Source organism: Actinomadura luzonensis, from assembly GCF_022664455.2.
In the GTDB taxonomy this organism is placed as follows: Bacteria; Actinomycetota; Actinomycetes; order Streptosporangiales; family Streptosporangiaceae; genus Nonomuraea; species Nonomuraea luzonensis.
Map to the genome: position 1 here is coordinate 196,194 of NZ_JAKRKC020000003.1, position 14,082 is coordinate 210,275.

The window sequence follows — 14,082 nt, forward strand, 5'->3', positions numbered from 1 at the left end:
CGCTCAGGCGTTGACGGCGCCGTCGCCGGCGCCGGTGAGGGTGAGGAAGACGTCGTCGAGGGTGGGCCGGTCGACGTGGATGGCGGTCACGTCGGCGCCGGACTGGTCCAGGGCGCGCACCGTGGCCATGATGGCGCGCTCGCCCACGTCGGTGCGGAAGCGGAGCCGTCGCTCCTCCTCCACCAGGTCGCGGACGAACGGCTGCGCCTTGAGCCGTTCGAGCGCCGGGCCGAGGTCGCCGTCGATCTCGACGGTGACGGCGTCGCCCGACACGCGCCGCTTGAGCGCCTCCGGGCTGTCCTCGGCGATGATCTTGCCTTGGTCGAGGATGAGCACCCGGTCGCACAGGGCGTCGGCCTCGTCCAGGTAGTGGGTGCTGAGGAAGACCGTGGTGCCCAGGTCGTCGCGCAGGCGGCGGATGTAGGACCACAGATGGTTGCGGCCGGCCGGGTCGAGCCCGGCGCTGGGCTCGTCCAGGAAGATGAGCCGGGGCTTGTGCACCAGGCCGAGCGCGATGTCCAGGCGGCGGCGCTGGCCGCCCGACAGCGTGCCGATGATCCGGTCGCGCAGGTCGCCGAGCTGGAGGAAGTCGCAGACCTCGTCGGCGGCGCCGGCGGCCGCGGCCGGGCTCAGGCCGTACAGGCGGGCCTGCAGGACCAGCTCGGTGGTGACGTCGTAACCCGGGTTGGCGCCGCCGTTCTGCGACACGAAGCCGATCCTGGCGCGGATCTCGGCGGCGCGGGCGCGCAGGTCGAAGCCGGTCACGGTGGCGCTGCCGCTGGTCGGCGCGAGCAGCGTGGTCAGCATGCGCATGGTGGTGGTCTTGCCCGCGCCGTTCGGGCCGAGGAAGCCGACGATCTCGCCGTCGGCCACGGTGAAGTCCACGCCGCGCACCGCGTGGACCTCGCCGTGCTTGGTGGTGAACGTACGCGCTAGTCCCTTGGCCTCGATGAGTTGCATGTGGGGCTCCTCACTGGTCGTTGCCGGAGTCGGATGGCGTGGCCGGCGCCGCGCCGGTGAGCACCGGCGCGAACTCCTCCAGCCAGCGCAGCTCGGCGTCGAGCTGGAGCTGGCGGCGGCGGAACATGGCCACGTCGATGGGACCGATGTGGCCGGCCTGTTCGAGGCGGGCGCACTCGGCGGCCAGCGCGTCGCGGGTGGCGGCGAGCATGGAACGCCGCTTGTCGAGCAGGGCGATCAGCTCCTCGCGTTCGGCGTCGCGGCCGAACAGCAGCGCGACGCCGAACACGTCGGGACCGATGTGCAGGTCGCAGATGGCCTCGCGGCGCATGGCCCGCAGGACCTCCTGCCCGGCCTCGGTGATGCGGTAGACGGTGCGGGCCGGACGGCGGCCGACCTGCTCGGTGCGGACCGTCTCCAGCAGGCCCTCCTCCACCATGGCGCGCAGCTCGCGATAGAGCGCGCCGATGCTCACGCCACCCCAGTTGCTCGCGTTGGCCGCCTCGGCCTCCAGCCGGAGCTGGTGGCCGTGCCGCGGGCCGCTCCTGGCCAGCAGGCCGAGTGCCATCAGACGATTAAGGTTCACGAGATTAGTATCGTGAGAGTAGTATCGTGTTGTCAATTGGACCGGCCGACGGGAGACACAGTGACCGACAGCACCGGCGGCGCCGTCGAGGTGACCGGCGCGCGGACCCACAACCTGCGAGGGATCGACGTACGGCTGCCCCACGGCAGGATCGTCGCGTTCACCGGGGTCAGCGGCAGCGGCAAGACCTCGCTGGCGATCGACACCGTCCACGCCGAGGCGCAACTGCGTTACCTGGAGGGGCTGTCGCCGTTCGTGCGACAGTTCATCACGCCCAAGGACCGGCCGAAGGTCGACCGGATCACCGGCCTCGGGGTCACGCTCGCGGTCGACCAGCGCAACGCCAACCGCAGCCACATGTCCACCGTCGCCTCCCTGACCGGGCTCGACGACTACCTGCGGCTGCTGTTCGCCCGGCTGCCCGGCCTGGCCACCGGCGCCGGCGCGGCGACGCGGGCGCTGACCACGGCCCACTTCGACCGCTTCAGCCCCGAGGGCCGCTGCCCGGCCTGCCTCGGCCTGGGCGGCACCTCCTCGCCCGACCCCCACCGGCTGATCGAGCGGCCCGGCCTGCCGCTGCTGGCCGGCGCGACCACCTGGTTCGACCGGCCCGGCGCCGACGCCGAGGCCATGGCCGCGCTGGCCCGGCTCGACGGGGTGGACCTCGCCCTGCCCTGGCGCGACCTGCCCGCCCGCTTCCGCGAGCGGGTGCTGCACGGCACCGGCGAGGAGGGCGTGCGGTACACGAGCGTCATCCGGCACAAGCGGACCGGCAACGAGGTCACCATCGAGCACGGCGAGCCGTTGCCCGGGCTGCTGGCCGAGGTGGACCGCCTGTACCGCGCCTCCGGCACCGACAGCGCCAGAGCGCGCTACGAGGCCTACATGTCGACGGCGACGTGCCCGCGGTGCGGCGGCAGCGGGTTCGGGGAGAGCGCGCGCTCCGTCGCCCTGGCCGGGCACACCTACCCCGAGCTCGTCGAGGGCACCGTGGACGACCTGGCGGCCTGGGCCGCCCTCCTGCCCACGGGCCTCAACCACGGGCAGCGGGAGGTCGCCGACACCGTGCTGGCCGACCTCGGCACCCGGCTGTCGCTGCTGTCCCGGCTGGGCATCGGCCACCTCCAGGTCAACCGCACCGCACCGTCCCTGTCGGGCGGCGAGCTGCAGCGCACCCGCACCGCCGCCCAGCTCAGCACCGCCCTCACCGGCGTGATCTTCGTGCTGGACGAGCCCAGCGCCGGGCTGCACCCCGCCGACAAGGAGCCGCTGGAGCACATCGTCAGGGAGCTGCGTGACGCGGGGAACACCGTGCTGCTCGTGGAGCACGACCCCGACCTGGTCGCCGCCGCCGACTGGGTGGTGGACATCGGGCCGGGAGCGGGCCGGCACGGCGGCCGGCTGGTGGCCGCGGGGACGCCGGAGCACGTCGCCGCCGTCCCGGAGTCGGTCACCGGCCGCTACCTGGCGAGCGACGCCCCGCGCATCCGCCGCCGGCGGCGCCCGCCCACCGGCCGCCACCTCGTCCTGCGGGAGGTGGACGTGCACAACGTCCACCTGGCCGAGGTGGCGCTCCCGCTCGGCGTGCTGACCTGCGTCACCGGTGTCAGCGGCAGCGGCAAGAGCAGCCTGTTGCACGACGCGCTCGGCCGGTCCCTCGCGGCCGCGCTGAACGGCGGCGACGACCCGGGCACCGTCGGCCGCCTCGACGGCGCCGACCGCCTCACCTGGGTGCGCACCGTGGACCAGCAGCCGATCGGCCGCACCCCGCGGTCCAACCCGGCCACCTACACCAAGGCGTTCGACCACATCCGCAAGCTGTTCGCCGCCACGCCGCAGGCGCGCGCTCGCGGGCTGACGGCCTCGTCGTTCTCCTTCAACTCCCCCGGCGGCCGCTGCGAGGACTGCACGGGCTACGGCCGCCGGCTGATCGACCTGTCGTTCCTGCCCGGCATGTGGGTGACGTGCGAGACCTGCGACGGACGCCGCTTCACCCCGCCCGTGCTGGAGGTCGCCTACCAGGGGCTGGCCATCGACCAGGTGCTGGAGCTGACCGTGGAGGAGGCCGCCCGGGTCTTCGCCGGCACGCCCGCGGTCGCCCGGGTCATGGACGCCCTGACCCGCGTCGGGCTGGGCTACCTCGCGCTGGGCCAGAGCGCCATGGAGCTGTCGGGCGGCGAGGCCCAGCGGATCAAGCTCGCCGCCGCGCTGCTCCAGGGCGCCCAGGAGCGCGGGAACGGCCTGGTCATCATCGACGAGCCGCTGGCGGGGCTGCACCCCGCCGACGTGCAGCGGATCTTCGACGGCCTGGACGCGCTCCTGGACCAGGGCACCACGGTGGTCATCGCCGAGCACGACCTGCACGCCGCCGCGGTCAGCGACTGGCTCATCGACATGGGGCCGGGCGCCGGGCCCGCCGGCGGGCGCGTCCTGGCCGCCGGCACCCCCGAGGAGGTCGCGGCGGCCGACACCCTGACCGCCCGCTACCTGCGCGACCTCAAGAGCTGAACGCGGACCGGGCAGGGGGGCGGCTCTCAGCCGGCGACCTTCGCCGCGATGCGCGCGGCGAGGCCGTCGAGCAGGCACTCCAGCCCGGTCTCGAACCGCGTCCCGGGGTCGGGGTGCGGCGCGCCCGCGGTGAGGAAGCGCGCGTACACCGGGTAGCGGCCGCACCGGACGGCCTGGTCGAAGCACGAGGCCAGCAGGTCGTGGAAGTCGTGCTCGGTGTAGTCGCCGATCCACTCGCGCTGCGCCTCCAGCTCCATCCAGGCCAGGGCGCCGTCACCGAACACCATGCCGGTCACGAGCCCGGCGTAGCAGTCGACGGTGACCGGGTCGAGGCCGAGCCCGTCGAGCGAGGCGAAGGCGAACTCGATGTGCCGCAGCGCGTTCGGCCCCAGCAGCGGCCGGGTCTGCACCAGGGCCGCCAGCCACGGGTGGCGCAGCAGCGTGCGGCGGGTGGCCACGGCCAGGGTCCGCAGGTCGTCCCGCCAGTCGCCGGCCGGCCTCGGCGGCAGCTCGACCTGCCCGAGCGCGCCGTCGAGCGCCAGGTCGAGCAGGTCGACGGGGAGTTCGAGCTGGCGGTCCATGCCGGGGGCGCGGGGGCCCAGGACCGCGGCCACCCGTTCCGGGGTGACGGCCGCCGGGCCGCCCTCGTCGGCCAGGGACATGGCGATCCCGGCGAGGTCGGCGCGGGTCACTGGGCAGGACGGGTCGGGCGCCGCCTCGGGACGGTCCCAGATGAAGCTGATCCTCACCGGCCCACCACTTCCTGCAACCGGGTGACCACCTCGGACGGGGCGGGCTGGGCGTGGATCTCCTCGCGCAGCGCCTTCGCGCCGTCGTCGCAGCCGCCGTCGAGCAGGGTGCCGATCCGGTCCCGCAACGTCTCGGGCGTGACCTCCTGGACCGGCAGGTGCAGCCCGGCGCCGGTGCCCGCCATGGCGGTGCCGTCCTTGACCTGCTCCGGCAGGTACGTCAGCGCCAGCTGCGGCACGCCGTAGAAGCCGGCGGTCAGCTGCGTGGTCGAGCCGCCCTGGTGGACGATGGCCCGGCACGAGGGCATGAGCAGGTGCAGCGGCAGCCGCTCCACCACGCGCACCCGGTCGGAGCGGGGCACGGAGTCGCGCTCGCCGACGTTCACCGCGGCGATCACCTCGACGTCGAAGCCGGTCAGCGCGCGGACCACCTCGGGCACCAGCGACGCCTGCTGCCCGGCGGTGCCCGCGGTCGAGGTGCCCCAGGTGACGCACACCCGGGGGCGTTCGGCGGGTTTGCCGAGCCAGGCGGGGGCGACGCCGGGGCCGTTGTAGGGCACCCACCGAAGCTGCCAGCGTTCGGCGGGCGGCGGCTGCATGCTCGGCGGGCAGGGGTCGATGGTGGCGGTCGCCGGGTCGCCCGTCACCTCCAGGCCGTGCTTCTCGTACGGCTCGTAGAAGCCCGGCAGGTCGGCCAGCACCTGGCGGCCGACGACGGAGCCGAGGATGTCCGGCGCCCACAGGTGCCGGAAGCCGGGCACGCCGGTCGCGTGCGCGGCGACCAGGCCGCCCGGCGACATGGTGTCGGCGACGATCAGGTCGGGACGCCAGTGGCGGGCCAGCTCGATCAGCTCGTCCACGTTGCCCAGCGTGGCCTCGCGCCAGCCGTCGAAGACCTTGCCGATCTCCGGGTCCTCCGGCTCGCCCGGGCCCGGCCGTCCCCGCATCTCGACCTCCAGGGTGCGCCGCCGGATGGCCAGGTAGTCCACGTCGGCGCCGACCGGGAACGCCACGAGACCCGCCTGGGTGACGGTCGGCACCATGGACGGCTGGCAGGCGACGCGGATCTCGTGCCCGGCCGAGCGCAGCGCCCAGGCCAGCGGCACCACGGCGAAGAAGTGCGTGGGCCAGGCGGAGGAGGTGAACAGTACGCGCATGACTCCTACATTCCTTGGGAGAGTGACGGTGCGACGGCCGGCGCGGGCACGGCGACCGGGCGGGCGCCGCGCGGGCGCAACAGCCGCTGCGCGGGAAGCTCGACGAGCCTGAACAACATCCAGGCGACCGGCAGCGCGATCGCGAAGTCCAGCAGCATGAACGGCACCCACTGGTACCAGTGCCAGGGCCCGGCGGCCGGCACCCAGCCCAGGCCGTGCAGCCACTCGCCGATCCGTCCCACGATCTGCTCCTGCACGATCAGGTGCGAGGCGTAGAAGGAGAAGGAGAGCTCGCCCAGCCACACCAGCGGCCCCCACCTCAGCGGCGAGCGCGCGGCCGACAGGTCCGCCGTGGCCAGCGCCGGGACGAGCAGCGTCCAGGGGATGAGCATCCCGGCGATGACGTGCAGGTAGCCGGGCAGCAGGTTGTTCAGCTCCCAGCCGGCCACGCAGATCACCAGGCTGGCCGGCAGGTTCGGGCCGCGCCAGCGCCCCTGCTTGACCAGCAGCGCCAGGGCGATCCCGACGACGAACTCCGGCAGCCGCATGAGCGGGAAGACATGGACGAACCAGTACAGGAAGGGCCCGCCGGTCACCGAGGTCGGCACCATCTCGAACGGGTCGGGCCGCGTCACGACGAACACCCCCGACACCAGGTACGGCACGACGAAGACGCTCGCCACGCAGCCGGCGACCGTGGCGTACAAGGCGCCGGTCCTGGCCCGGTTCAGCACCGCCAGCAACGCCGGGAAGCACAGGTAGAAGAACGCCTCGCAGGACAGGGACCAGGTCACCCCGTTGAGCCCGAAGTAGGAGAACTCGCTGGGCACCCAGGCGTGCAGCAGCAGCAGGTGCTGGGCGACGACGGTCCAGGCCGGCCAGCCGAAGGCCGCCACGAGCAGCGCCAGCGCCACCAGCGTGGTGATCAGGTGGATGGGGTACACCTTGGCGAAGCGCCGCCGGTAGAAGCGGCGCACGGTGTCGTCCGGCCCGGCGATCCACGTCAGCACGAACCCGCTCAGGATGAAGAACGCGCTGACCGCGACGGTCGCGTTGGCGAACAGCGCCTCCAGGAGGCCGTGCCCGGCCGACTGCCGCGTGGCCTTCTCGTCGAAGGTCAGGTTCAGGCCGAGGAAGTGGTTGCCGAACACCACGATGGCGAGCACGCCGCGCAGGCCGGTGAGCGACAGGATGTAGTTGGCGGGGCCGGGCGGCCGCGCCGGGGACGCGTCGATCATGATGGGGCCTCCCATGGGTGAAGAGCCTGCTGGACGCCGCGACGGCGCGGAGGGGTCCGCCGGGCCACGAGGACGGTTCCCTAGACCAGGGCGGCGAGGACGGGGACGAGCTCGCTGGGCGGCGGCATGGCCTGGATCTCCGCCCGCAGCCGGGCCGCCGACTTGGCGTGCTCGCCGTCCTCCAGCAGCAGGCCCAGTTCCTCGCGCAGCAGCCGCACCCCGTCCTGGCCGGCGGGCAGTTCGTCCAGCGTGTGGTTGAACCCGGCGCCGGCGTCGGCGACCCGGCTGCCGTTGAGCGTGGGCTCGGGCCGTCCCGTGACGGTGATCTGGGGCACCCCGGCCGCGGCGGCCGTCATCGTGGTCCCCGAGCCGCCGTGGTGGACCACGGCGGCGCAGGTCGGCAGCAACCGGTCCAGGGGGACGCGCCCGGCCAGCCGCACCCGCGGCCCGGCCAGGTCCAGCAGCAGCTCGCGCTGGTCCTCCGGGGTGGCCACGACCACCTCGGCCGCCAGCCCGGCGGCGGCCAGCACGGCCTGGCGCAGCGGTTCCGCCGCGGCCTCGCCGAGGAACTTGCCGGTGGTGGCGCCCCACGTGACGCAGACGCGGGGACGGCCGCGCGGCGGCGTGCTCACCCACTCGGGCGGGGCCTGGGGCGGGGCGCCGTTGTAGGGGACGTAGCGGACGGGCAGCGGCTCGACGGGCGAGGGGTGGTTCATGCTGGGCGGGCACGGATCCACCCACCTGGTGGGCCAGATCCGCACCGGCGCGCCGTACGGGTCGAACAGCCGCCGGTAGGCGGGCTGCGGGCGTTCCAGCAGGTCGGACATCTCCAGGCGCTGCAGCCCCGGCGCCCCCCACAGGTTGCTGACGCTGGGCAGCCCGAGCGCGGCGGCGGCGACCGGCCCCGCGTAGCTGACCGCGTCGTGCACCACCAGCTCCGCCCGCCAGCGCCGGGCGAAGGCCACCAAATCGCCCGCCATCGCCTCCGCGTTGGCGCACTGCCGCCGCCCGAGGCCGGCCAGCAGCTCGCGCTGCTCGGGGCCGAGCCGTTCCGGGTACTGCGGCCAGCCGTCGGGCCAGCGGCCCTGGTTGTGCCAATGGGACAGCCCGGGGTCGCGCCAGGTCTCCTCCTCGCTGCGGTCCGTGCCCACCGCGACGGCGGGCAGCCCGGCGGCCAGGATCGCCGCGGACAGCCCGGGCGTGCTGGCCACCGTCACCTCGTGGCCCGCCGTACGGAACGCCCAGGCCAGCGGCACCAGCGGGTTGAAGTGCGAGGGGGACGGGAAGGTCGTGAACAGCACCCGCATGATCGGCTCCCGGGTCGGTAGGCGGTCCGGTCACCCTTTCTCCCGCCCCTTTCCGGAAGCCCGGCGGAAGGTCGCTTGAGGGGGAACGGAGGCCGCCCCCGTCCGCCCGGTTGATCGCCTACCGTCCGGAACCATGCGCTTCCTCCTGACGACCGCGCCCATGCACGGGCATCTGATGCAACTCGTCCCCACCGCCTGGGCGCTGCGCGCGGCCGGGCACGAGGTCCTGGTGGCCGCGCCCGCGGGGTTCGACCCGGCCGTGGCCGCGGCGGGCCTGCCGGCGGCCGTGGTCTCGCCGGCCGTGTCGATGGAACAGATGATCGGCCGCGACCGGGACGGCGTGCCGGTCCCGTGGCCGGCCGACCCCGCCGCCAAGATCGCCAGGAGCGGGCGGGGGTTCGCCCGCCTGGCCGCCCGCACCCTGCCCGGCCTGCGCGCGCTGGTCCGGTCGTGGCGTCCCGACCTGCTGGTCTGCGAGCCGACCGAGTACGCCGGGCCGCTCGCGGCGGCCGCGGCCCGGCTGCCGTGGGTGGAGCAGTGGTGGGGCCTCGCCCTCGACCCCGGCTACCGGCGGGCCGCCGCCGAGGAGCTGGCGCCCGAGCTGGACCTGCTCGGCCTGCCCGGGTTGCCCACGCCGGACCTCGTGCTCGACGTGTTCCCGCCGTCCCTGCAGGCCGAGGGGGTGCCGCCGCGGCGGCTCATGCGGCACGTCCCCTACAACGGCAGCGCCGTGCTCCCCGCGTGGGTGCACGAGCCACGGGACCGGCCCCGGGTGAGCGTGACGTTCGGCAGCGTGATGCCGGCGTTCGCGGCCCGGCTTCTCGCGCGGGCGGTGACCGCGCTCGACCGGCTGGGGGCGGAGATCCTGCTGGCGGCGGCGCCGGAGGTCGTGCGGGAGCTGGGCGAGCTGCCGCGATCGGTCAGGTCGGCGGGCTGGCTGCCGCTGTCGGCGGTGCTGCCCGGCTGCGACCTGAGCGTGCACCACGGCGGGCCGGGCTCGACGCTCGCCTCGTTCGCGGCGCGGCTCCCGCAGCTCATCGTGCCGGGCGCGTCGGACACCCCGGCCTACGCCCGGCTGGTGCGCGAGCGCGGCGCCGGGCTGAGCTGCACGCCGGACGACCTGGAGTGCGACGCGTTCGCCGCCTCCTGCCGCGCGCTGCTCCGGGACGACTCGCCACGGCGGGCAGCCGCGGCCGTGGCCGCCGAGATGTCGGCCATGCCCGCCCCGTCCGAGCTGGTCCCCACCCTGACGGCCCTCGCCGGCGCCGCCCGGTGACGACGCCCGCCCGCCCCGGCCCCGACCGGCCGCCCGAGGCCGCCCCGGCGGTTCTGTAGTGGCCCTCAAGGGAGGCCGCGCAAGCTGCTGATCGCACCTCTCCCGGCGAAAGGACGTGCAGCGATGACCAGATGGCTGGTGACGGGTGCGGGCGGGATGCTCGGGCGGGAGATGGCCGCCGCCCTGTCCGCCCGCGCCGCGACCGCCCTCGGACACGACGAGCTGGACATCACCGACGCCGACGTGGCCGAGCGGGCCGTACGCGGGCACGACGTGGTGGTCAACTGCGCGGCCTGGACCGACGTCGACGGCGCCGAGCGCGACGAGCGAGGGGCGTTCGCCGTCAACGCGCTGGGCCCGCTGCGCCTGGCCGAGGCGTGCGGGGCGCGGGGGGCGGCGCTGGTGCACGTCTCGACGGACTACGTCTTCGCCGGGACCGCGCGCGTCCCGTACGGGACCGCGGACCGGATGGCCCCGCTGTCGGCCTACGGCCGCACCAAGGCCGCCGGCGAGTGGGCGGTGCGGTCGGCCGCGCCCCAGAGGTCGTGGATCGTCCGCACCGCCTGGCTGTACGGCGCCCGTACCACGGGTTTCGTGCCCACGATGCTCGGGCGGGCCAGGGACGGCCGGCCCAGCGACGTCGTGGCCGACGTACGCGGCCAGCCGACCTGGGCCCGGCACGTGGCGGCCCGGATCGTGGAGCTGATCGACCGGAGCGCGCCCCCGGGGGTCTACCACGCGGTCTCCTCGGGCGAGGCGACCTGGTACGAGTTCGCCCGCGCCATCTACGAGGAGTCGGGCGCCGACCCGGCCCTGGTCCGCCCGGTGAGCGCGGCCGCGGTGCCGCGGCCCGCGCCGCGCCCCGCGTACTCGGTCCTGCACGACCACGGCGAACGGCTGGGCCTGACGCCGCTGCCGCACTGGCGGGCCGCGCTCGCCGCGGCCCACCCGGAACTGGCCACCGGCACAGCAGTGCCCGATCTTCGGTGAAGGAGACCACATGCGCCCTCTACGGGTCCACGACGCCTGGCAGGTGAGCCTGCGTCCGCACTTCGACGAGCGCGGGACCTTCGTCGAATGGTTCAAGCAGGAACCGTTCGAGCAGGCCACCGGCCAGCCGCCGCCCCTGGCTCAGGCGAACGTGTCGGTGTCGCGGCGCGGCGTGATCCGGGGCGTGCACTTCGTGGACGTGCCGCCCGGGCAGGCCAAGTGGGTGTGCTGCCTGGCCGGCGAGATCCTCGACATGGTGGTGGACGTCCGGGTCGGCTCCCCCACGTTCGGCCAGTTCGACGCGGTACGGCTGGGCGGCGGCGAGTGGAAGGCGGTCTACCTGTCAGCGGGGCTCGGCCACGCGTTCATGGCCCTGACGGACGAGGCCATCATGGCCTACCTGTGCTCCGAGCCGTACGTGGCCAGCCGGGAGCGCACGATCAACGCGCTCGGCTCCGACCCGGCGCTGCCCTGGCCCACCGACCTGGACTGGATCGTCTCCCCCAAGGACGTCACCGCCCCCACGCTGCGGGAGGCCATGGAGGCCGGGCTCCTGCCGAACTACGCCGACTGCGCGCTGCCGGGCGCCCGGCTGCCCGGGGCGGAGGTGCGGACCCGATGACCACCGACCGCCGGGACCCGGCCCCCGCCTCCCCCACCGCCGGCGGGGCCGCGCCGGCCGCTCCCCTCGACGGCAGGGCCGCGCCGGCCGCGGCCGGCGCGGGAACCCTGGCGGCGAGGAATTACCTGCCGTCGCTGACCGGCCTTCGCGCGGTGCTGGCGTTCGTCGTGTTCGGCGGGCACTTCACCGCCCTCGGCCTGACCGCCCCGCACGGAACCGAGGCGAGGTCCTTCCTGCAGCGGGCCCTCGAGGTCCTGTTCTCCTACCCCAGCGTCGCCGTGTCGGGGTTCTTCGTGCTCAGCGGGTTCGTCCTGACCTGGATCGCCAAGCCCGCCGACCGGGCGCGCGACTTCTACCGGCGGCGCGTCGCCAAGATCTACCCCGTCCACCTGGTGACGACGGTGGCGGCGCTGGTGGCCGTGGTGGCGGCGTTCGGCTGGCCGGCCTGGACGATCCTGGCCTCGCACGCCCTGATGCTGCACGCCTGGATCCCCAGCCAGTTCGCCTACTTCGGGCTGAACGTCGTGTCCTGGTCCCTGTCCTGCGAGGCGTTCTTCTACCTGTGCTTCCCGCTGCTGCTCGCCCTGCTGCCGCGGATCCGCGCCCGGGGCCTGTACGCGGTGCTGGGCGTCTGCCTGCTGTCGATCTTCGGGCTGCCCGCCCTGGTCGGCGGCACTTTCGCCCTCGCCCGCCCCGACTCGTTCGAGATGGTGCCGACGGCCGGCGGCGGGGGGCCGTTCGTGTTCTGGTTCGCCTACCTGTTCCCGCCCGCCCGGCTGCCCGAGTTCGTGCTCGGCGTCGTGATCGCGCTGCTGCTCAAGCGCGGCTCGTGGCGCGGCCCGAACGTCGCGGTCAGCCTGCTGCTGTGCGTCGCGGGCTGGGCGCTCAACTACAACCTGCCCGGCTACCTGCACTTCCAGGCGGGCATGGTGATCCCCTGGATGTTCCTGATCGCGGCCCTGGTGCGGGCCGACCTGGAGGGCCGCTGGTCACCGCTGCGGTCGCGGACCATGGTGTGGCTGGGCGAGGTGTCGTTCTCCTTCTACGCCTGCCACCTGCTGGCGCAGGAACAGCTCTCGATCCGGATCGGCATCTGGATGTACGGGCGGGGGTGGGTGCCCGACAACACGGTGACCTGGCAGTGGTACCAGGCGCTGCCGTTCATGCTGCTCGAACTGGCGGTGGCGCTGCTGGTCGCCTGGCTGCTGCACCGCGTGGTCGAGCTGCCGCTGCAGCGGTTGCTGCGCCCCAGGCCGCGCACCCCGTCCGCGCCGGCCACCGCCGCCGAGGTCCCGGCGGGAACCGGCTGACCGGTCGCACCCCGGACAAGACGAAGGCCCGTGCGGCGGAAGCGGCGCTTCCGACCACACGGGCCTCAACCCGTCGCGCCGAAAGGTCGTGTCACGGCGACTACGTTCACGAGCTGCCCCAGACCGTCGAAGTCCTTGGGGTTCGCGGTGAACAACGGCAACTCGTTACTGGCCGCCGTCGCGGCGATCATCAGATCGGCCGTCCGGCTTCGTGGCTGTCGGCCCTGTGCGTACACGACGGCACAGATCTGCCCGAACATGCGGGCCGCCTCGGCGTCGTACGGCAGGGGGTCACCGAATGCCGCCTCGGCGTGCTGAAGCGCCGCAATTGTGCCCGCGCGCTTGACCGCGTCATCGGTGGCGTACGGGCCGCGCGACAGTTCGCCGAGCGTGATCGCGGTGATCGCTGACTCCGCGGGCAGTTCGGCGGCGTCGAAGAGCTTGAAGGCGGCCACGATGTTCGTGTCGAGGACGCCTCGCTCATGCCGGATCACAGACCGGTCCCGTCGAGCGGATCGCGTAGCTCGTCATCGATCATCGCATCCAGATCACCTCGCACCTCGTTCCAGTCGATGGCCGGGGAGGTGGCGAAGACGGCCTGCGCCTCAGCCGTAGGAACGAAGCGGCGGCGCTTGATCGGCTTCACTTCGGCGAGCGGCTCACCGTTGATCGTGAGTATGTACCGCTTTCCCTCGCGCAGACCTCGCGTGACGCTGCCGGAGTCGTTGACGAACTGGCGCACACTCACCTCGGTCGGACGAGCCTTCGGAGCGTCCATAGTCCGACTGTACCCCCTCGTACCACGGTGTGGTACGGGGGAATCTGCCCTGCTCCCGGGTTGCCCGAGAACGCGAAAACCGCCCCCGCCTGCCGACATTTCGGCAGGTCAGAGGCGGTCCAGGCGGAACAGTGGAGGTGGCGGGAATCGAACCCGCGTCCTTCAACCCCAAGTCAGGGCTTCTCCGGGCGCAGCCTGCTGTGTTTTTCTCAGCCCCGGCGATCACGCAGGCGAGTCGCCGACGGGCTCAGCCACTGTTTGTTTTCCCGATCTCCCCCGTGGCCGGGTCGATCGGTTGAGCCTTCTGACGATGCCAGACACCGGGCCGAAGGCAGTCCCGGGCTGACAGTGGTTTCGCTACTTAGGCAGCGAGGGCCAGGGAGTCCTGGCCGACCACAGTGCGCTTAGAATTGGCACTTGTTGTTTGCGGTCACAGGATTAACGAGGTTATGTCCGCAGTCCTCGGCCCGCTTCACCTGGCTTGCAAAGTCGAAGTCGAAGCCAGTCACCCCCTGTGCAGTTGTCAACACCACCCCGCCCTGCTGATGGGGCGGACGAGGTGAGCAACATGAATGTACACGGGACAACGCCCCCAACGCCA

The 14,082-nt window shown here is 73.6% G+C and carries 13 protein-coding genes and 1 other RNA gene; 5 read left to right on the forward strand and 9 right to left on the reverse strand.

Going from position 1 to position 14,082, the window contains the following annotated elements:
* Positions 1–3: 3 nt before the first annotated feature.
* Together MF672_RS45965 and MF672_RS45970 are read right to left on the reverse strand one after the other, a co-directional pair.
* Complete coding sequence (locus tag MF672_RS45965) at positions 4–960, reverse strand: ATP-binding cassette domain-containing protein (protein ID WP_242376894.1); 957 nt, start codon at positions 958–960, stop codon at positions 4–6.
* A gap of 10 nt (positions 961–970) precedes the next feature.
* On the reverse strand, positions 971–1,546 hold the full coding sequence (locus MF672_RS45970; RefSeq protein WP_242376891.1) for a PadR family transcriptional regulator: 576 nt from the start codon (positions 1,544–1,546) through the stop codon (positions 971–973).
* Between the two features lie 60 nt (positions 1,547–1,606).
* Between MF672_RS45970 and MF672_RS45975 the strand changes: the two genes are divergently transcribed.
* Positions 1,607–4,054 (forward strand): excinuclease ABC subunit UvrA, encoded by a 2,448-nt coding sequence (locus MF672_RS45975; protein ID WP_242376889.1) that lies wholly within the window; start codon positions 1,607–1,609, stop codon positions 4,052–4,054.
* 26 nt (positions 4,055–4,080) lie between these two features.
* Here the strand turns inward: MF672_RS45975 and MF672_RS45980 are convergent, their stop codons facing one another.
* From MF672_RS45980 to MF672_RS45995, 4 genes are all read right to left on the reverse strand, one after another.
* On the reverse strand, positions 4,081–4,803 hold the full coding sequence (locus MF672_RS45980; RefSeq protein ID WP_242376886.1) for a TetR/AcrR family transcriptional regulator C-terminal domain-containing protein: 723 nt from the start codon (positions 4,801–4,803) through the stop codon (positions 4,081–4,083).
* Entirely contained in the window at positions 4,800–5,960 is a 1,161-nt protein-coding gene (locus MF672_RS45985) for a nucleotide disphospho-sugar-binding domain-containing protein (protein ID WP_242376884.1), read from the reverse strand. Before MF672_RS45985 ends, MF672_RS45980 begins: the two co-directional genes overlap by 4 nt.
* A 5-nt stretch (positions 5,961–5,965) precedes the next feature.
* Positions 5,966–7,198, reverse strand: coding sequence for an acyltransferase family protein (locus tag MF672_RS45990; protein WP_242376882.1), 1,233 nt, complete (start codon positions 7,196–7,198; stop codon positions 5,966–5,968).
* 80 nt (positions 7,199–7,278) lie between these two features.
* Positions 7,279–8,505: a nucleotide disphospho-sugar-binding domain-containing protein gene (locus MF672_RS45995; RefSeq protein WP_242376880.1), complete on the reverse strand. Its 1,227-nt coding sequence runs from the start codon at positions 8,503–8,505 to the stop codon at positions 7,279–7,281.
* Between the two features lie 133 nt (positions 8,506–8,638).
* Between MF672_RS45995 and MF672_RS46000 the strand changes: the two genes are divergently transcribed.
* From MF672_RS46000 to MF672_RS46015, 4 genes are all read left to right on the forward strand, one after another.
* Positions 8,639–9,781, forward strand: a complete 1,143-nt coding sequence (locus MF672_RS46000; RefSeq protein ID WP_242376878.1) for a nucleotide disphospho-sugar-binding domain-containing protein — start codon at positions 8,639–8,641, stop codon at positions 9,779–9,781.
* 123 nt (positions 9,782–9,904) lie between these two features.
* Positions 9,905–10,771: a dTDP-4-dehydrorhamnose reductase gene (gene rfbD / locus MF672_RS46005; protein ID WP_242376876.1), complete on the forward strand. Its 867-nt coding sequence runs from the start codon at positions 9,905–9,907 to the stop codon at positions 10,769–10,771.
* A 10-nt stretch (positions 10,772–10,781) separates the two neighbouring features.
* Positions 10,782–11,393, forward strand: coding sequence for a dTDP-4-dehydrorhamnose 3,5-epimerase family protein (locus tag MF672_RS46010; protein ID WP_242376874.1), 612 nt, complete (start codon positions 10,782–10,784; stop codon positions 11,391–11,393).
* Complete coding sequence (locus MF672_RS46015) at positions 11,390–12,703, forward strand: acyltransferase family protein (protein WP_242376872.1); 1,314 nt, start codon at positions 11,390–11,392, stop codon at positions 12,701–12,703. The genes MF672_RS46010 and MF672_RS46015 overlap by 4 nt, the downstream gene beginning before the upstream one ends.
* A gap of 65 nt (positions 12,704–12,768) precedes the next feature.
* Here the strand turns inward: MF672_RS46015 and MF672_RS46020 are convergent, their stop codons facing one another.
* From MF672_RS46020 to ssrA, 3 genes are all read right to left on the reverse strand, one after another.
* Entirely contained in the window at positions 12,769–13,197 is a 429-nt protein-coding gene (locus MF672_RS46020; RefSeq protein ID WP_242376870.1) for a type II toxin-antitoxin system VapC family toxin, read from the reverse strand.
* Positions 13,194–13,481 carry a hypothetical protein gene (locus MF672_RS46025; RefSeq protein ID WP_242376868.1) on the reverse strand — a complete coding sequence of 96 codons (288 nt, stop codon included), beginning with the start codon at positions 13,479–13,481 and terminating at the stop codon, positions 13,194–13,196. The genes MF672_RS46020 and MF672_RS46025 overlap by 4 nt, the downstream gene beginning before the upstream one ends.
* A gap of 129 nt (positions 13,482–13,610) precedes the next feature.
* Positions 13,611–13,994: a transfer-messenger RNA gene (gene ssrA, locus MF672_RS46030) on the reverse strand.
* Positions 13,995–14,082: the final 88 nt, after the last annotated feature.